General features: G+C 28.8%; 18 protein-coding genes. 17 read left to right on the top strand and 1 reads right to left on the bottom strand.

Going from position 1 to position 17,573, the window contains the following annotated elements:
• Positions 1–40 precede the first annotated feature (40 nt).
• From ABDZ69_RS08420 to codA, 14 genes are all read left to right on the top strand, one after another.
• Entirely contained in the window at positions 41–292 is a 252-nt protein-coding gene (locus tag ABDZ69_RS08420) for a helix-turn-helix domain-containing protein (protein WP_343768714.1), read from the top strand.
• Between the two features lie 175 nt (positions 293–467).
• On the top strand, positions 468–1,280 hold the full coding sequence (locus tag ABDZ69_RS08415) for a hypothetical protein (RefSeq protein WP_343768713.1): 813 nt from the start codon (positions 468–470) through the stop codon (positions 1,278–1,280).
• A 61-nt stretch (positions 1,281–1,341) separates the two neighbouring features.
• Positions 1,342–2,217, top strand: coding sequence for a hypothetical protein (locus ABDZ69_RS08410; protein WP_343768712.1), 876 nt, complete (start codon positions 1,342–1,344; stop codon positions 2,215–2,217).
• Between the two features lie 439 nt (positions 2,218–2,656).
• Complete coding sequence (locus ABDZ69_RS08405) at positions 2,657–2,932, top strand: hypothetical protein (RefSeq protein WP_343768711.1); 276 nt, start codon at positions 2,657–2,659, stop codon at positions 2,930–2,932.
• A 233-nt stretch (positions 2,933–3,165) separates the two neighbouring features.
• Positions 3,166–3,567: a hypothetical protein gene (locus ABDZ69_RS08400; RefSeq protein ID WP_343768710.1), complete on the top strand. Its 402-nt coding sequence runs from the start codon at positions 3,166–3,168 to the stop codon at positions 3,565–3,567.
• A complete protein-coding gene (locus ABDZ69_RS08395) occupies positions 3,567–5,135 on the top strand; it encodes a phage terminase large subunit family protein (protein ID WP_343768709.1) in 1,569 nt (522 codons plus the stop codon). The genes ABDZ69_RS08400 and ABDZ69_RS08395 overlap by 1 nt, the downstream gene beginning before the upstream one ends.
• 144 nt (positions 5,136–5,279) lie before the next feature.
• A complete protein-coding gene (locus ABDZ69_RS08390; protein WP_343768708.1) occupies positions 5,280–6,584 on the top strand; it encodes a phage portal protein in 1,305 nt (434 codons plus the stop codon).
• A 968-nt stretch (positions 6,585–7,552) separates the two neighbouring features.
• Positions 7,553–8,188, top strand: coding sequence for a hypothetical protein (locus tag ABDZ69_RS08385; RefSeq protein ID WP_343768707.1), 636 nt, complete (start codon positions 7,553–7,555; stop codon positions 8,186–8,188).
• A 269-nt stretch (positions 8,189–8,457) separates the two neighbouring features.
• Complete coding sequence (locus tag ABDZ69_RS08380) at positions 8,458–9,129, top strand: hypothetical protein (RefSeq protein WP_343768705.1); 672 nt, start codon at positions 8,458–8,460, stop codon at positions 9,127–9,129.
• 57 nt (positions 9,130–9,186) lie between these two features.
• On the top strand, positions 9,187–9,537 hold the full coding sequence (locus ABDZ69_RS08375) for a hypothetical protein (protein ID WP_343768704.1): 351 nt from the start codon (positions 9,187–9,189) through the stop codon (positions 9,535–9,537).
• Between the two features lie 31 nt (positions 9,538–9,568).
• The gene (locus ABDZ69_RS08370) at positions 9,569–11,233 is read left to right on the top strand and encodes an Ig-like domain-containing protein (protein WP_343768702.1); all 1,665 of its coding nucleotides are present in this window, start codon (positions 9,569–9,571) and stop codon (positions 11,231–11,233) included.
• A gap of 115 nt (positions 11,234–11,348) precedes the next feature.
• The gene (locus ABDZ69_RS08365) at positions 11,349–11,492 is read left to right on the top strand and encodes a sporulation initiation factor Spo0A C-terminal domain-containing protein (protein WP_425544630.1); all 144 of its coding nucleotides are present in this window, start codon (positions 11,349–11,351) and stop codon (positions 11,490–11,492) included.
• Positions 11,493–11,703: 211 nt separating this feature from the next.
• The gene (gene codB / locus ABDZ69_RS08360) at positions 11,704–12,966 is read left to right on the top strand and encodes a cytosine permease (protein WP_343768700.1); all 1,263 of its coding nucleotides are present in this window, start codon (positions 11,704–11,706) and stop codon (positions 12,964–12,966) included.
• 21 nt (positions 12,967–12,987) lie between these two features.
• Positions 12,988–14,247: a cytosine deaminase gene (codA, locus tag ABDZ69_RS08355; protein ID WP_343768699.1), complete on the top strand. Its 1,260-nt coding sequence runs from the start codon at positions 12,988–12,990 to the stop codon at positions 14,245–14,247.
• Between the two features lie 42 nt (positions 14,248–14,289).
• On the opposite strand, the gene ABDZ69_RS08350 is transcribed toward codA, so the two are convergent.
• Positions 14,290–14,781 carry a YhcN/YlaJ family sporulation lipoprotein gene (locus tag ABDZ69_RS08350; RefSeq protein WP_343768697.1) on the bottom strand — a complete coding sequence of 164 codons (492 nt, stop codon included), beginning with the start codon at positions 14,779–14,781 and terminating at the stop codon, positions 14,290–14,292.
• Between the two features lie 123 nt (positions 14,782–14,904).
• On the opposite strand from ABDZ69_RS08350, the gene spoIIM reads away from it, so the two are divergent.
• The 3 genes from spoIIM to ABDZ69_RS08335 all read left to right on the top strand — a co-directional run bounded on the left by spoIIM (position 14,905) and on the right by ABDZ69_RS08335 (position 17,559).
• Positions 14,905–15,531 (top strand): stage II sporulation protein M, encoded by a 627-nt coding sequence (spoIIM, locus tag ABDZ69_RS08345; RefSeq protein WP_343768694.1) that lies wholly within the window; start codon positions 14,905–14,907, stop codon positions 15,529–15,531.
• 312 nt (positions 15,532–15,843) lie between these two features.
• Positions 15,844–16,722 carry a site-specific tyrosine recombinase XerD gene (gene xerD / locus ABDZ69_RS08340; protein ID WP_343768691.1) on the top strand — a complete coding sequence of 293 codons (879 nt, stop codon included), beginning with the start codon at positions 15,844–15,846 and terminating at the stop codon, positions 16,720–16,722.
• Positions 16,723–16,743: 21 nt separating this feature from the next.
• Positions 16,744–17,559 (top strand): purine-nucleoside phosphorylase, encoded by an 816-nt coding sequence (locus ABDZ69_RS08335; protein ID WP_343768690.1) that lies wholly within the window; start codon positions 16,744–16,746, stop codon positions 17,557–17,559.
• Positions 17,560–17,573: the final 14 nt, after the last annotated feature.

Here is a 17,573-nt window from a genome sequence, read left to right as displayed (position 1 = left end):
CTTTTAAAAGGTCAAAAGTTAAGGAAGGGACGTGATTAATATGCTAAGTGCAGAGAAATTAAAATTTTTAAGACAGTTGCACAGAATAACGCAAACAGAACTAGGTAAAGAAATGGGGATTACTAAAAATTTTATTAGTATGATAGAGAATAGAAAAGAAAACTATACAGAGGATTGGTGCAAAAGATATGTAAATGCAGTTTATACAATTGCACAAAGAAAACAAAATGATAATAACATTGAAGAAGTAGAAGAAATGAAAGAAGAAGTTAAAAAGATTACAAGTAAATAAGATAAGCAAAATATTTGAGCAAAAGGAAGGTGAAAAGATGTATAGTGTATATACTTAATCTTCCCTATTTTAAACAATAGGGAGGATTAAAAATATATTGTTTTCAAAATAGGGAGGAAATTCTATAGATACAATAAAACTTGGGAAGATGTAAGAGCATACTTGCATCAGTATTATGAAATGTGAATTTAAAAAAGAATTTCCAGAGTGGGTAAATAATAATGAAATAGGTGAATTTGACTTATGCCTAAGTGATGATTTAGATAGTTTATTTAGTTGTATTCTTTTGGAAAAAATCAAGGGATATAAAATAAACTATTTCTATAATTTCTATGGGCTTGGGGAAATTATAGAAAGTGATAAGATGGCAATAGCAGTAGATGTGGACTTAGTACAGGGGAAGTGTTGGGGAAATCACACTGTACTTTTAAGTAACCATGATGCAGTTAATACCGAATGTGCCAATATTAATAGTATTTTAGGAATTAGCAGGAGCAATTACACAAAGAAATTTTGTGGTAGTACTTTGTTGCAGATTATTAGTTATTATAACTATGATATTAGTGATTTAAGTGAAGAAGCCTTATTAATCCTTTTAGCAATAGATAGTACATATTTGAGTTATTACTTCAATGAAGAAACTTGCAGGTATTACCTAGTAGAGTTACTAGAATTAAATAGATTATATAAAATCTTAGAAAAATATCCTAAACAAGACTTTGAGAGAGTAAATAACAAATATAAATTAAAATCTAAAATAGAGATAAAAGATGGTAAGTTGATAACTAATATAGACCTTAAAGGATTAGAGAAGTTATTTAACTTACCTTTTTTATTGCCACAGGAAGAATTTGAGTTAGTTAGAGAATTTGAATATTGTACTAAAGCATTTGAAAGAAATGAATTTAATGTAAGTAAAAAAGATTTAAAAAATAAAATATTTAGTTTAGCAGTAACAAATAAAAATTTTTGTTGCTATAGCATTTAATAACGATGAAGGTATGGGAAATAACTCATGCCTTTTTAATTTGAAAGGGGAAATATGAATTATGAAAAATTGTACTTTAATAGATAATGCTACAGGAGAAGTATTAAGTGAAGATTTTAAAATTACAGAGTTGCAGGATATAAGAGAAAGAAAAGTATTTGCTCAAAAGGATAAATTAAGTAAGGAATTTAAAGAATTGCAGGATAAGATTAGTGGCAATTTTGTATTTTTTATCTTCAAGAATATGGAATTTTTAAAGGAAAATCTTAATGATAATGATTTAGTGAAATTTATATACATAGGCACTTATGTAAAAAAGGAAGGTGTCTTAATGCTAGATAATAATGTGACTTACATTGATAAGAGAAGATTAAGAAGTTTGCTTAATGTAGGAGATAAAGCATTTAATACATTTTATAATAAGATGTTAGAAAATAATCTAATGAAAGAGCATGATGGAAAATTATATATTAATTTTTATTACTTTTGGAGAGGTAAAGAAAGTGATTATAAGAAGTTTACAAATGTTAATTTAGAGGATTACACAAGAATATATACTAAGGCTACAAGAGAGTTATATAATCAAATTCCAGGAAGAGGTCACAAAAAATTAGCAATAGTATTTAAGTTATTGCCATATGTAAATTGGAAATACAATATCCTTTGCAAGAATACTAATGAAGTAGATGAAAATAAACTAGAAGTATTAACAATAGCAGATATAGTTGAATTGTTAAATTACAATAAAACTCAAATGGCAAGGTTTAAAAGTGATTTTTATTCCTTAAAATACAATGAATATAATGTATTCGCTAGTGTCCAAAAGCAATCAGATTATTTGAAAAGTTTTATATTAGTTAATCCATTAATTTATTATAGAGGTAATGACATAGAGCAGTTACAGTATTTAGTCACACTATTTAAGATAAGAAATTAGCACCTCGACATCGAGGGTAAGTTTTTGCCCAAAACCACGACATCGGAGAAGGGTAACGAAAACCTCATAATCATTGATATGACTAGGTTGTATGGTTTTTAGAGGTAGGTCGCTCTCTTTATCTTGGGAGAGTTATAGCAGTATACTTAAAAACGATATAAATAATAGTTAATCTTATAAAATAATAAATAAAAAATAATAATTCCGTAGGAAAGGCGGTTGACTTTGAGCGTAGCGAAAATTCAGCCGACTAACATATTAGTTTAAATTTGGTATTAGTAATGGAAATTAATTCACTTACTAACTACAATACTGATAATTACAGAAGTACAGAGCGACTAAGTGCTTTTTTCCCTATCGGTCAAAAATCACTAATTCGCTCTAGTAGTTCTGTAATTGTTGGCACAAAGTAATTTTTATTTAGAAAGGATAGATAAATATGAGTAATGCAAATGAAGTAGTTATTATAAAAGAGATAAAAGAGATTTTTGATAATATGAGAGTAGAGTTGAAAAATGAAATGTTAGATATTAAATGTGATTTACAGAAAGTATCTAATAGCATGGCAGAGGTAGTAAATAATATTGCAGAAGTGCAGTTACAAATACAGAAGGAATTGAGAGAACATGACAGAAGAATCAATGAACTAGAAAAATCTCAATTAAAAAATGAAATTAGATTATTAGAGTTAGAGAATGAAAAATTAAAAGGATAGCAAAAAAAGAAAAGGAGTCCACCAACTCCCAAAAGGTGAACACTTTTTCAAATAATTATATCTTAGGAGGGAAATATTTTTCCTTCCTTCCTCTAATATTTAGTATATCACAAAATTTAGAAAACGTATTATACATTTTTCTTTTAGATAAAATTAAAAAATGAATAAAAGTAAGTGAATTACTACCTTCTTAAAATAGATGGTAGTTTTTTATTTTTGGAAAGGTGAGGGATATGGCGAGAAATTTAAGAGAGATAAAAGAACATATAAAAGCAAATGCAAATAAAAAATCTTACTTTGTAAAATGGTATGTCAATAGCAAGGATAAGAGCAAAGAGGATTATGATAATAATTGTAGGCATAATTCTTTAGTTGAATATGACCATGCTATGGGTGAATGGTTATTAGAGGAAGATGTGCAGGAGGCAATAAAATCTTATTTAAAGGCACAAAGAGCAGTTAAAATATTGGAAATTTATAATAGTATGTACCAAAAGGCAATAGAAAAAGGTGATGTGAATAGTGCTAAATGGTGTGAGCAATTCTTCAAAAGCGATTTCTTTGAAAGTGGACAAGATGAAATAAATAACTACTTACAGGGAATTAATATTCCTGCATTGAGTGGTGTTAACTAATGGCTTTGAGTAAGGAAAATGCTAAGAAATTAAAGTTACTTTGGGAAGATAGCAATAAAATCCATTGGATAGAAAGTTTTATTAAGATAGTAAATAAAGATACAATAACAGTACCATTTATATTGACACAGGAGCAGAAGGAATTTGTTGATGGATTAGAAAAGTTTAATATAGTTTTAAAATCTAGGCAGTTAGGATTAAGTGTTGTTACAGTTGCTTTAAGTATTAGGCAATGTATCGTATATCCTAATAGTGCGTGTTTATTAGTTAGCCATGACCAAAAGAGTTGTAATGCTATATTTGATAAATTAAAGCAACAGTTTAATTCATTGCCTAAATGGTTGAAGCCAGAGGAAGTAGCAAACAATAGGCAAGAAATAAAGTTGAAGAATGGCTCAAAGATTACTTGTGTATGTGCAGGTAATAAAGATGTAGGTAGAGGTGATACTCTTCATTTAGTGCATTTATCAGAGTTTGCATTTTGGAAGATGCCAGATAAACAATTAAATAGTATTACGCAGGCACTAGCACCAGAAGGAAAATTAATAATAGAAAGTACGGCTAATGGTTTGAATTATTTCCATGACCTATATTTTCAAGCAAAGAACCATGAGAACAGTTATAAAAGTTTCTTTTTTAATTGGATAAATGGAAGTAGTTTATTTCAGAAGGATTATATTAAGGCAGTAGAATTATATAAAATTAGAAATGGGAAACTATTAGAGGATAGTGAGTTAGAAGATGAAGAATTAATGTTAAAAGACTTAGGGGCTACTATGGAACAATTAATGTGGAGAAGGTTGAAAGTAGCATCTAGTGGGCTTGAAGCATTTCATCAAGAGTATCCATCAACTGACCTTGAAGCCTTTATATCTACTGGAAGTAATGTTTTTAGCAATAAGAGGATTGATGAAGTAGAAAAGGCTATTATTCATAATAAAACTACATATATTCCTAAAGATAATATTAAGGACTTACCACAGTTATTACAACTGCATTATGGGAGGTCTTTTTTTATTTGGAAGATACCTAAAGTTGGAGAAAAATATTATATAGGTTGTGACCTTTCAGAAGGTGTAGGGCAGGATTATAGTGTAATTGAGGTGTTTAATAAAGATGGAGAGCAAGTAGCAGAGTTTTATAATAACAAGTTAAAGCCTTATGAAATGGCTGAAATAATAAATGCTATTGGACATTATTATAATAAAGGACTTATAACAGTTGAAAAGGCAAGTGGTGGACATAGTGCTATAGAAAGACTTAGATATGAATATCATTACATGAACATGAGCAAGTATAAAAGTTATGATAACTTTAATAGATTAGTTTGGCAGGTTGGATTTGATACGAATAATAAAACAAAGAGTTTAATAATTAATGACTTTGTGGAGTTATTTGAAACAGGTCAATTAAAAATAAATAGTAGAAGATTACTGCAAGAAATGAAAATATATGAGATTAATGAAAATGGAAGAATGGGAGCAAGTGGAACGGGACACGATGATACAGTTATGGCTACTGCATTAGCAATAGTTAGTATTAAAAATCCATTCTATTACGGTTTTTAAACATTCATTTTGAATGATTAGAGGTTTTCCCTTTTAAAGGGGAAAAGTACGTTGGGTTATTATAATTTCTAATTGTTCAAAATTTAATTCTAATCGTTCATGGAGGACAGTTAGAAATTTTAAATTACAGAAAGGGTTGATAATATGCAAAGAATAGAAAAATATATATTGGATAAATATGATGGCAGCGATATTTGGTTTGAAGAGGAAGTAAGACAAGCAGAGCATTTAAACAGGATTAGCAAAGTTATAAACAATAGGGAGTATTTAGGTGGTAAACATAAAATATTAACTAAGGAAGATGCTAAATGGAAGGGTAAAGAGTATATTACTACTAAATTAGTATTACAACAGGCAAAGACATTATTAAACTTCCATAGTACCTATCTTTTAGGAAAGCCATTAAACTTAGTAGGTAGTAAAGATAAGGTAAGGGCATATGAAAATATATATAGAAATGCTGATTATAGCACTTTAGACTTTACTATATTAGATAACGTTAATAAATACATAGAAGTATTTGAGTACGTATACTGGGATACAGAAGAAAAGGAAATTAAGAGTAAATTAATTGATAGTACAGATGGATTTCCTATATTTAGCGAGGATACAGGGGATTATATAGGGTTTATAGAGCATTGGACAAGTGGAAGTAATAAAGTTAGTTATTATAATATTTACTATAAGGATAGAGTGGAGATATGGGATAATGAAGGCGGAGAATTAGAATTAAGAGATAGTAAATTGAATTTAACTGGATTACCTATACATTGGAAGAATAGTGAAAATAGAAGTATGCTAGAGGACTTAAAGCCTATTTTTGATGAAATGGAAGATATGTTATCTAAAATGAGTGATAGTATATATTGTTATTCATTAAATCCTATAGGAGTTGCAGTAGGGCAAAGAATAGAAGGAAGTATTCCATCAGATGCCGTAGGATATGCTTTAAACTTAGATGCAGGTGAGTTTGAATTTAAAAATGCTGAAATGGATTATAATACTATTAAATTATACTTAGGTACTTTACAACAACAGTTGAACACTATTGGACATATGCCATCAATTGCTATGGGTAATAGTAATGTTGCCAATGTATCAGAAGTATCATTGAAGTTACTTTATCAGTTAGCCGACATTATGGCTATGCTGAATGAGAAGTGGTTCAGAAGAGGATTAAAGGAAAGGTTTAAGAAATGGAATATATTATTAAATAGAAATAATATTATATTTAATGATAGTGAGTATATAGATGTAGAGTTTAATTACAGTAGACCAGTAAATCAAGCAGAATTATTGGACAACTTGAAGAAACAAAGAGAAATGGGAGCAATAAGTATAGAAACTATAATAGAGAAAAGTGATTTGACTAGAGATAAAATACAGGAATTAGAAAGATTAAAAAATGAAGTTATTAAGGATAATGATGTTGAGAATGTTATTCAATAATTCTTTAGGAAATTAGAGGGCTATGAGTGTGTTTGAGGTGTGTTAAATGGCTTAGTAGCAATTATGGTTGATGGCAATTAAAGTGGCTTATATCAAGGGTTAGAAGGGTTTAGAGGTATGTTATTGGTGATTTGTTCGTGTAGTGTTTGCATAGTGTTATGGTATGGATTGTTGGCGGAATGTAGTGGTTAATATTGGGTGGGGGTATATGAAGGCATTTGTTCCCTAATGTTTGCCCTGTTACTACTATAAATACATAAACAAAAGGATTAATAGTGACAATGTGTCACCGTTAAAAATACCATAAGCAAACACACATACAAGCACTTCTGGACACAACACAGTAGTAAATATTAGTAAGGATTATCTAGGGAATATTGATAATTGGACATAACTGCATTAAAATATAGGTTATACAAGGTAAAATATGAGGCAAAATGCAAGGTATATTTCAATATTAATACAATAAGAAATTATACATAAAATGAATAAGTATGCGTATAATCACGATAAAACGTTTGTTTTATGTATAAATATACTGCATAAATGTAATTGATAATATGGAAGTTTACTAAATAAAAATGCGAAGTTGATATAATGCAGGGGTATCAATGGTTATAAGGTTTATTCGGAAATGTTGCAACTATAACTAAACGTGTGTTTAGCGAAGTTGTATTATTATATGATATATATTATCAATAACGTGTAATTGGTATAAATGAGGAATATGCAGGTTATAATTCAAGAGCATTGCTATAAAGTTTGTAAAAATATTGTAGTGATGCTTTTTTATGTGGATTTTTAGTGTTTAGTGGCTCGTTACCCCTTTTGAGTAGGTTCGTGGTTAACAAACACAATTTTTACCCGCAGAGAAATATTAGGGAAAACAGGAATGATTTGATATATTGATTTGTTTTCACGATTATAATATTATTACACTGTATTTTTAAAGAATAGAGGTAAAAATAGTGATTGATAAATATTTAATATCGAATTGTCTTTTTATTATTGATGAATTTAATGAAAGGTATAAAAATCTTGACAGTGATAGTTTAAGAGTAATTGCTAACAATGAATATGCAGAAGCCGATATAGCAATTAAACTAGGATATCAATTTAGAAATATGGCTAATTTTAATTTCCAAGGAAGGTCGTCTGATATAGTTATAAAATCAAAAGATTTTATAATTGAAGTAAAATATTTAAGAAATTTTAAAAGTAAGTTTGGTACATATACTAATAAAATGACATGGCATGACGCATTTGAGAAAAACTATAGTTGGTTATCTAATGAAGTACAAAAAGGAAAAAAAGGTAATAGAGCATTTGTAATAGGATGGTTTAATGCAGTAGATAGGTTTAGTGAAATAATGCAGTTAGGTGAAGGTAATGGGAATAGCCCTAATCTGAATATAGAAAGGTCAAGATATTTTCCGTTTTTGAATCGTTACGGGGATAGTAAAAAAACAAAAGATATATTTTACATGTATTCAAATGCATATAAAGAAATGTCTATACCAATATTAGGATATTCTGAAGAAAGTATTAATTGTGTGTTCATAGGGAAAGAAGAGGATAAATTTCATTTCTGTATATATTATTAAAAGAAATAAGAACAGGATAAAAATATAGATAAATAATAAACTAGTTTAAATATAATAATATATTGGAACATATGGATGCTAAATAATAAGCATCCATTTTTATTGTATAAAAAACCATTTGCTATACTGACAGGATATTATTTTATAATATAAGTTGCTATGTACTATAAAAATTTTTAGCACCAGGTAAAATCTAACTATTTATGAATTTGAAACCATAGTGTATTTATGATATGATATAAAGACTAATACATAAAGGTGGGGATTTTGTGGAGTGTGATAATAGAATATATATAGATTATAAAGATGAAGATATGATAGAGAAATTGTTATCTTTAGATTCTGTATATAAAAATAATGTTTTTGTAAAAAATCATAACACTTTTTTACAGAAATATAAAGATGATTTGATACTTGCCGATGTTACGCAATACATTGATAAATTAGATATAAATAATATAATAGATGTAAGAGGGAATCTTTTTGAATTTAGCACTAATTATAATGAGGATATAAGACAAGCCAAAGATAAAGGCATATCTATTTACGTAGCATTATATAAAGAAGAAAATCCTGCGGTTGATATTTATGAGGGTTTTATTGAAGTGACTTCTGGTGATGGTATATACATAATTAAATATAATGGTGATAAGATAAAAATTTTAAATCCAAGTGAATATATGATTCAAGTTCAAAGATATGAGAAAATTGTTCCTAAGGAATTAGAGTTAATGAAGTTAAAAGATTATATAGATAGTTTAAATAAAATTGACGATTATAAAAAATACAAGCATCAAGTAAGACTAAGTAATAAAATAATAAATATTTTTGTGAAAAATGAGGGAATTGAGTTTAGGGATTCTAATAATAAACCAATAAATGATATTAACAAGTATCTAGATTTAGATGTAATACATGTTAGTATTGGAATTAATATTTAGCAATAAAAAGGTAAGAGTTTTCTTACCTTTTTTATTTTTGAAAGGAAGGTAATAACAATGAAAATATTAGATAGATTAAAACTAGAATTAAGCAATAAAAAGTATTTTACAGATGAAGAATATACAATATTTTTAGAGGAAAATGAATTGTCACCCAATGACAACTATGATAAAAACACTATGCAAAGGGGTTTATTATATACCGTTTTAGATGTACTTGAAGCCTTGAGCAATGATACGGACTTAATGAGAAAGTTGGATAATAAAGACTTAATGTCCACTAATGAAGCCTACAAGTATTTACAGTTACAAATAGAAAATATAAAGAAGAGAATATCGGCTCTACCATCTGAAAATGATGCAGAGGGATATAGTAGTTTTAGTTTAATGTTTACTAGAAATAGATAATGTATTTAAAAAGAAAGTAGGTGAATAATTCATGAGTATATTAGATAGTATGACTAGAATGGTTGATGACTACATGAGTCAGTACGGGTTAAATATAATTGTAGATGGAAATGAAAAAATAGGATTTTTTAAAGAGTATGATGATAAATTAGATAGCGAAGATAATAAGTATATAATTACTAATGTTAATGTATTGAAGCAGGGAAGCATTATAAATGCTTTAGGTCATAACTGGATAGTAGTACATAAGCCACAAAATTATTATAAAAACTATGATAAAGGGGCTATAAGGTTATGTAAATATAGTATTAAGTTCAATTTTAATGGGGAAGTGAAAGAATTTCCTAGCGTTATAGATACAGGTACTCAAGGAATTATAAATAATACTGGATTTAATATTGTTGACGGTAAAATAATGCTTGTACTCCAAGAAAATGAGATAACTAAGAAGATAAAAGATGGACAAAGATTTATTAAGATGGGATATGCTTGGAAGGTTACAGGAAAGAGTAGTGAGAATGAGGGACTTATTTATATATTTGCTGAAAAGGATATGTTTAATAATAATGATGATAAAATAAATGAAATTGCAGATGCCTTTGAAAATAATACTCACAATTACACTTTAGAGATATTAAATACAGAGAAAATAATTAAAGTAAATGAAACCTTACAATTAAATATAATTGCTAAGGATAATGGGGTAGTTGTAGAAAATCCTTCATTAATATATATGTCTAGCAATAGCAGTATAGCAACCATAACTGAAACAGGATTAATAACTGCTATAGGTGCAGGTAGTGTTACTGTAACAGTTAAATATAATAATGTTGAAAGGACATTAAATTTAATTGTAGAAAGTGCAGAAGGTATTAAAGAAACAGAAATTAAAATGTTAAATGAAGAAAATAATATCATGTATTTAAATGAGAGTAATAAAATACAACTAAATTATCAAATATATAAAAATGGTGAACCAGTAACAGTAGAAAGTTATAAAGTAGATTATTATAGTAGTGATGAAACTATATTAACAGTTGAAGAAAAAACGGGACTTGTAACAGGACTTAAAGAAGGAAAGGCAATAATTACAGTAAGATATGATTTAATTTATAGAGATACATTAGAAATTGAAGTTAAAAAGCACAGATATATACCGCCAACTATAGAGATAACTGGACTTAATTCAGTTGAAGTAGGAAAAGAGATAACATTGAATACTATTGCTAAAGATGATGGAGAAGTAGTAGCAGATGCAGTAGTTACATGGATTTCAAACAATGAGAACATTGCTACTATTAATAATGGTGTTGTATTGGGAGTTGCTACTGGAACTGTTGATATAACTGCTACATGGAATGGTGTAACTGCCTCTAAAGTCATAGAAATAATTCCTGCTTCTACAGGAGGAGAAGGTCAGCATAATGGATATAAACTAGAGTTAAGTTCTCCAAGAGTAGAATTAACAGTTGGGCAAACTGCAACTATAAGTGCTAAATTATTTAAAGATGGAGTAGAAGTAACAGGATTAACTGCTGATAAATTATTATGGGAAAGAGAAGGCTCTGTAAGTATCCAAACTAAGATGAATAATTGGTGTAGTGCTAGAGGAAATATAGTTGGAGAAGGAATTATAAAATGTACGTTGGTGGAAGATAACTTAGTGTTTACAAGTATTAATTTAAAAGTTATTTAGGTTTAAATTAAAGGTTGATTATTTGATGAAATAGTTGTAAAATCATAGTAAGAAATATGGATTAAAAATCCTACTAACAATATAATAGTAAACCAATAAACATTGAAGAGAATTAGTGAATTTAAACAATTTTGATATCACTCTAACCCTTGATAATACTAGGTTTTACACAATACATAATGGAAAAGGCAAGCCAACGAATTCAGAGTTTATCGCTATGGTGGCAGATAAATTAAGACTAAAAAATAGGGTAATGTAAAATAATAGTATTGACAACAAAAATTTATATGGTACAATATAGAAAGAATTGAATAACTAGTACTTTTAATGCAGTCCCGTGAGGCTGACAAAGGTATCAAGTAGTAAAGGTGTAAGCTTTTTGCTAGATATTATAGACTTTTGTCGCTAAGAGACAAAAGTCTTTTTTGTTGTGCTAGTTGTTCCACATTATAAGAATGGGGGAATAATAAATGAGTACAAATTCTAAAAAAGATCATGATTTTTCATTAGTAGCAGTTCCAGAGGGGGACAAGAAAGGATTTCTTTCAATGCTTGTTGTAATGTTGGGATTTACCTTCTTTTCAGCAAGTATGTGGACAGGTGGAACTTTAGGAACAGGATTAACTCTGAAAAACTTTTTATTGGCTGTATTATGTGGTAATTTAATATTAGGATCATACACAGGAGCCTTAGCATATATATCCTGTGAAACAGGTCTATCTACCCATTTGCTTTCCAAATATTCTTTTGGAGAAAAAGGATCATATTTGGTATCATTTCTTTTAGGAGCTACACAAATAGGATGGTTTGGAGTTGGAGTTGCAATGTTTGCCCTTCCAGTCCAGAAGGTAACGGGAATAAATTTATATGTATTAGTACTAATATCAGGGATACTTATGACTTCTAGTGCTTATTTCGGAATAAAAACCTTAACTATAATAAGTACTATAGCAGTACCTGCCATAGTAATACTAGGAAGTTACTCGGCTATAACTGCTGCAAACTCTGTTGGAGGATTCGCCTCCTTTATAAATTACCAACCTAAAGAAACTTTAGCATTTACTACTGCATTAACTATGTGCGTAGGTTCTTTTATAAGTGGAGGAAGTTTAACTCCTGATTTCACTAGATTTGCGAAAACTAAAAAAATAGGTGTACTTACTACAATAATTGCATTTTTCATAGGAAACTCACTAATGTTCATATTTGGGGCAGTAGGAGCAGCAGCTACAGGTAAAGCGGATATATCGGAAGTGATGTTTCTGCAAGGACTTATAATTCCTGCCATAATAGTTTTGGGATTGAATATATGGACTACAAATGATAACGCAATATACTCCTCAGGATTAGGATTTTCAAATATAACAAAGCTTCCAAAAAATAAATTAGTTATAGTTAATGGACTAATTGGAACAGTATTTGCAATATGGTTAAATAATAACTTTGTAGGATGGTTAACCTTCCTTAGCTCTGCAATACCTTCCATAGGCGGAATTATAATAGCGGATTTCTTTGTAATAAACAAAAGAAAATATTCAAGTATGGAAAGTACCGAATTTAAAAGTGTAAACTGGATAGCAATACTTAGTTGGTTAATAGGAAGTTTAGCAGCAAAATTTATTCCAGGAATAGCTCCAATATATGGGGTTCTAGGAGGAGCTATGTCTTTTGTAGTAATAAACAAAATTGTAAATAGACAAGTAAAACCAAAGGAAAATAAAGTTGCTGCGTAATAAGTAATAAAGGAGAAGTTTATGTTAATAAAAAATATTAGATTAAGAAATAAAGAAGGCATCTATGATATATTAATTAAAGATGGAATGATTAAAGCTATAGGAGAGAATTTAATAGCAGAAGGAGAAGAAGTTGTTGATGGGCAGGGAGGGCTTGCACTTCCTCCTTTTGTGGAGCCTCATGTTCACTTAGATGCTACTTTAACGGCAGGACAGCCACGTTGGAATAACAGCGGCACTTTATTTGAAGGGATACAGTGTTGGGCTGAAAGAAAAGAATACTTGACTAAGGACGATGTTAAAGAAAGAGCTAAAAAAGCTTTAAAGTGGCAAATTTCTAATGGAATACAGTTTGTTAGAACTCATGTTGACACTACGGATCAAAGTTTAACTGCATTAAAAGCTATGCTAGAAGTTAAAGAAGAAATGAAAGAATGGGTTGAACTTCAAATAGTAGCATTTCCGCAAGAAGGTATACTTTCTTATCCTAAAGGTTTAGAGTTATTAGAAGAAGCCATAAAAATGGGAGCAGATGTTATTGGGGCAATACCACATTTTGAATTTACGAGAGAGTATGGAGTGCAATCCATAGACGAAGTATTTAAGCTAGCATTAAAATACAACAAGTTAATTGACGTACATTGTGACGAGATAGATGATGAACAATCAAGATTTATTGAAGTTTTAGCTACAAGAGCTTACGAATATGGAGTAGGAGAAAGAGTAACGGCAAGTCATACTACAGCAATGCATTCTTATAATAATGCTTATGCATATAAGCTTTTCAGATTGCTTAAAATGTCAAATATAAATTTTGTAGCAAACCCTTTAGTTAATACTCATCTTCAAGGTAGATTTGATACTTACCCTAAAAGAAGGGGTGTAACTAGGGTAAAAGAATTCATAGATGGGAATATGAATGTATGCTTTGGACACGACGATATAATGGATCCTTGGTATCCTTTAGGAGCTGGAAACATGCTTCAAGTACTATTTTTAGGACTACATGTTTGTCAGCTAATGGGATATGAGCAAATAAAAAACTCTATGGATTTAATAACAATAAATAGTGCTAAAACTTTAAATATATTAGATATATACGGAATAGAGGAAGGGAAAGAAGGAAATTTAATAATTCTTCCTTCAGAAGATGAATTCAACGCAATAAGACTTCAAGAACCAATATTGTATTCTATAAGAAAAGGAAGAATTATTGCCTCTACTCCTAGAGTTCACAAAAAAGTATATTTAAGTGAAGAAGAAAATATAGACTATAAATAATGTAAAAACCCAAAAGTAAATTACCTACTTTTGGGTTTTGCTTTATTTAGGAAGAATTCTTCTAAACAACTCTTCTACTTCATTTCCAAACTCAGATAATGGTTTTCCGGCACTAACTCCTTGACCAATATTTCTTATTATTTGCAAAGTGTCAGCATCCGCTGATACTGCTACAGTTTTAATTTTTGAATCAACACTTTTAACTTTATTTTCAACCTCAGTTTTTAAGTTGTTAGTAGCATTACCTTCTAAATTTTTATTAATATCGATGCCTACAAGGGCCCTTTCGTTTGAAATCAGCACGTTAGCGCTATTTACTCCCTTTATATTAGTTAACTCTTTGGCAATTTTATCAGCTCTCTGAGTGAGTTCTGCAGTATTTTGCTCCTTGTTTTCAACCGCATTTTGCGTTTTATTAATATCTTGTTTAATAGTATTGTTTTTATTATTTGTATTAGTACAAGCTAATAAATTTGAAGTTACTAAAGTTGAAACTAAAAAAGCTAGAGCTTTTTTTCTTAATGCTGTATTCATTTTCATCACCTCAAATATATTATTTGCAATATAAAATATTTTATTAAATCAAGAAATATTTAATCATATACTAAAAACTATAATCATAATTATAAAAAGATGGATAACAAAGGGGGAAAAAATATGTTTGGTAGAAAAATATCAGAGGTAATAAATAAACACATTGGAAGAAATATTGCTCTTTACATAATTACTTTGGTTTGTATTTTTGCAGGAATTTTAATTGGAATGTATAGTGTAAGACATATGGGAGAGGTATATAAAAGTGAATTAATAAATTATTTGAACAGTTTTATGGACTATTTATTGAAACAAAATGTTAATTATAAAGGTGTATTATTTCAAGCTATAAGTAATAACATTCCATTTCTTTTATTTATTTGGTTCCTAGGTATGACTATAATTGGTGTGCCTCTTATAGTATTAATTAATTTAATAAAAGGGTATACTTTAGGATTTACCATTAGTTTTATTGTAGATAGCACGGGAGGAAAAGGCATTATTATGTGTCTATTAGGAATTTTACCACAAAATCTATTTTATTTACCTTGCATTATTATAGCTTCTGTTATTTCAATGGAATTTTCACTTCATTTTTTAAAAGAAAAAATGAATAGAAGATATAAAGATACATTGGCTGGTAGAATAGTTTCTTACTCCTTATGTTATTTAATAATAATACTTTTTATGGGTATAGGTTTTGTATTTGAAGCTTATGTAACTCCTAATATATTAAAATTAGTAATATAAGACTTTAAAGAGGTGTATTATGAAAGACAGCTATTATATTTATGAATTTTTTATAAGATTATTAAAATGTTTTTGTATTATTATGTTTTTTGGATTATTATTGCCAGAACTACTGGATTATATTTTATTTAATTATATTAATAAAAAAATCGTTTATGAAAATAGTATTTTAGTAAACAATATGATTAATAAGAACAAACTATTTATTTTAAATTATTATTTAATAGTTAAGCAATTTATAAAGATATGAAGGTATTTCATATCTTTTGTTGAATATTTAAACTATAGAATACTTAAATAAGGAGAAAAACAATGGAGGAACTTATAAATAAATATATTGAGAATTTAAATAATAGAAATTTTAGTAAAAATACTATGGATGCTTATATAAGAGATATAAGAAGATTTAGTGAGTTCATACAAAGTAGGGATGAGGATTTAATTTCTGTAGATGAAATTTCTATAATGGCTTATGTTCAAGAAATGAAGAAAAACAAAAGAGCTAATTCTTCTGTTGTTAGAAATATAGTGTCTATAAGGAATTTTTATAAATATTTAAAAAGAAAGGGATTAATAGAGGAAAATCCTATAGAGGATTATGAAATTCCTAAAATTACAAGAAACGTACCTAAGGTACTGGCAATAGATGAAGTAGATAAGTTACTCAATGCTCCAGATAAGCTTAGCGAAAAAGGGATTAGAGATAAAGCAATGCTAGAGGTGATGTACGCTACAGGAATAAAGGTTACAGAACTATTGAATATGACAATATTTGACATAGATTTGAAGTTAAGTTATATTAAATGTAAAGGTAGTAAAAATAAAGAAAGAATAATCCCAATAGGATCCTATGCTGTAAATTGTCTCAATGAATATTTAAAAATAAGAGACAATTTAAATTCAAATAATTTAGACTACTTGTTTTTAAATATGCAAAATAGTAAAATGACTAGGCAGGGATTTTGGAAAATAGTTAAAGAATGTGCAAAGATATCCGGGATTAAAAAAGATATTAATTCTTATACATTAAGACATTCTTTTGCCGTTCATCTATTACAAAATGGAGCTGATATAAAATCAGTTCAAGAACTATTAGGCCATAGCGATATGGCTACTACTCAAGTATATTCAACAATTTCTAAAAAAAATAAAATTGCTGAAGTATATAAGAATACTCATCCAAGAGCATGATTTTTATAGGAGGAAGAAAAAATGAATTTAGGAAGAATAAAAGAAAGCGTAGAGTTTGTTAAAAGCAAAATAAATATTACACCTAAAATTGGAGTAATATTAGGGTCCGGTTTAGGAGATTTAGCGGAAGAAATTGAAGGAAAAGTATGTGTAAAGTATGAAGATATTCCCAACATGCCTAAGTCCACAGTAGCTGGTCATGCAGGACAGTTTGTTTTTGGTAAGCTACAGGGAAAAGATGTTGTAATGATGCAAGGAAGAATTCACTTTTACGAAGGTCATCCTATGGAGGTTTTAGCTTTACCAATTCATATTATGAAATATATGGGCATAGAGACGTTGATTGTAACTAATGCAGCTGGCGGTGTAAATAAAGAATTTACTCCTGGAAATTTAATGATAATAGAGGATCATATTAATTTTGCATTCGGCAATCCTTTAATTGGCAGAAATGAGGAGGAAATTGGTCCTAGATTCCCAGATATGAGCAATTCCTATGATAAGGATTTAATAAAATTGGTAGAGAATATTGGTAGAGAATTAAATACAGAGCTTAAAAAAGGTGTTTATATGATGTTTACTGGTCCAACTTATGAAACACCGGCGGAAGTTAAAATGGCAAGAATACTAGGAGCAGATGCAGTAGGTATGTCTACAGTATCAGACGTTATTGCAGCAAGGCATTGTGGTCTTAAGGTACTTGGAATTTCTTGTATAACTAACATGGCGGCAGGAATATTAGATCAACCATTATGTCACTCTGAAGTAATAGAAACTTCAAACAGAGTAAAATCTACCTTCACATCATTAATAAAAGAAATTATAAAACAAATATAATGAAAGGATGATAT

Origin of the sequence: Clostridium malenominatum, assembly GCF_039521365.1 — a bacterium.
GTDB classification, from domain to species: Bacteria; Bacillota; Clostridia; order Clostridiales; family Clostridiaceae; genus Clostridium_AW; species Clostridium_AW malenominatum.
This window is presented reverse-complemented; position numbering and strand designations above follow the sequence as displayed.

What these genes read in the sequence shown, in the direction of transcription:
- ABDZ69_RS08420 (WP_343768714.1), top strand. Translation starts at nt 41, where the DNA reads ATGCTAAGTGCAGAGAAATTAAAATTTTTAAGACAGTTGCACAGAATA.
- ABDZ69_RS08415 (WP_343768713.1), top strand. Translation starts at nt 468, where the DNA reads ATGAAATGTGAATTTAAAAAAGAATTTCCAGAGTGGGTAAATAATAAT.
- ABDZ69_RS08410 (WP_343768712.1), top strand. Translation starts at nt 1,342, where the DNA reads ATGAAAAATTGTACTTTAATAGATAATGCTACAGGAGAAGTATTAAGT.
- ABDZ69_RS08405 (WP_343768711.1), top strand. Translation starts at nt 2,657, where the DNA reads ATGAGTAATGCAAATGAAGTAGTTATTATAAAAGAGATAAAAGAGATT.
- ABDZ69_RS08400 (WP_343768710.1), top strand. Translation starts at nt 3,166, where the DNA reads ATGGCGAGAAATTTAAGAGAGATAAAAGAACATATAAAAGCAAATGCA.
- ABDZ69_RS08395 (WP_343768709.1), top strand. Translation starts at nt 3,567, where the DNA reads ATGGCTTTGAGTAAGGAAAATGCTAAGAAATTAAAGTTACTTTGGGAA.
- ABDZ69_RS08390 (WP_343768708.1), top strand. Translation starts at nt 5,280, where the DNA reads ATGCAAAGAATAGAAAAATATATATTGGATAAATATGATGGCAGCGAT.
- ABDZ69_RS08375 (WP_343768704.1), top strand. Translation starts at nt 9,187, where the DNA reads ATGAAAATATTAGATAGATTAAAACTAGAATTAAGCAATAAAAAGTAT.
- ABDZ69_RS08370 (WP_343768702.1), top strand. Translation starts at nt 9,569, where the DNA reads ATGAGTATATTAGATAGTATGACTAGAATGGTTGATGACTACATGAGT.
- codB (WP_343768700.1), top strand. Translation starts at nt 11,704, where the DNA reads ATGAGTACAAATTCTAAAAAAGATCATGATTTTTCATTAGTAGCAGTT.
- codA (WP_343768699.1), top strand. Translation starts at nt 12,988, where the DNA reads ATGTTAATAAAAAATATTAGATTAAGAAATAAAGAAGGCATCTATGAT.
- ABDZ69_RS08350 (WP_343768697.1), bottom strand. Translation starts at nt 14,781, where the DNA reads ATGAATACAGCATTAAGAAAAAAAGCTCTAGCTTTTTTAGTTTCAACT.
- spoIIM (WP_343768694.1), top strand. Translation starts at nt 14,905, where the DNA reads ATGTTTGGTAGAAAAATATCAGAGGTAATAAATAAACACATTGGAAGA.
- xerD (WP_343768691.1), top strand. Translation starts at nt 15,844, where the DNA reads ATGGAGGAACTTATAAATAAATATATTGAGAATTTAAATAATAGAAAT.
- ABDZ69_RS08335 (WP_343768690.1), top strand. Translation starts at nt 16,744, where the DNA reads ATGAATTTAGGAAGAATAAAAGAAAGCGTAGAGTTTGTTAAAAGCAAA.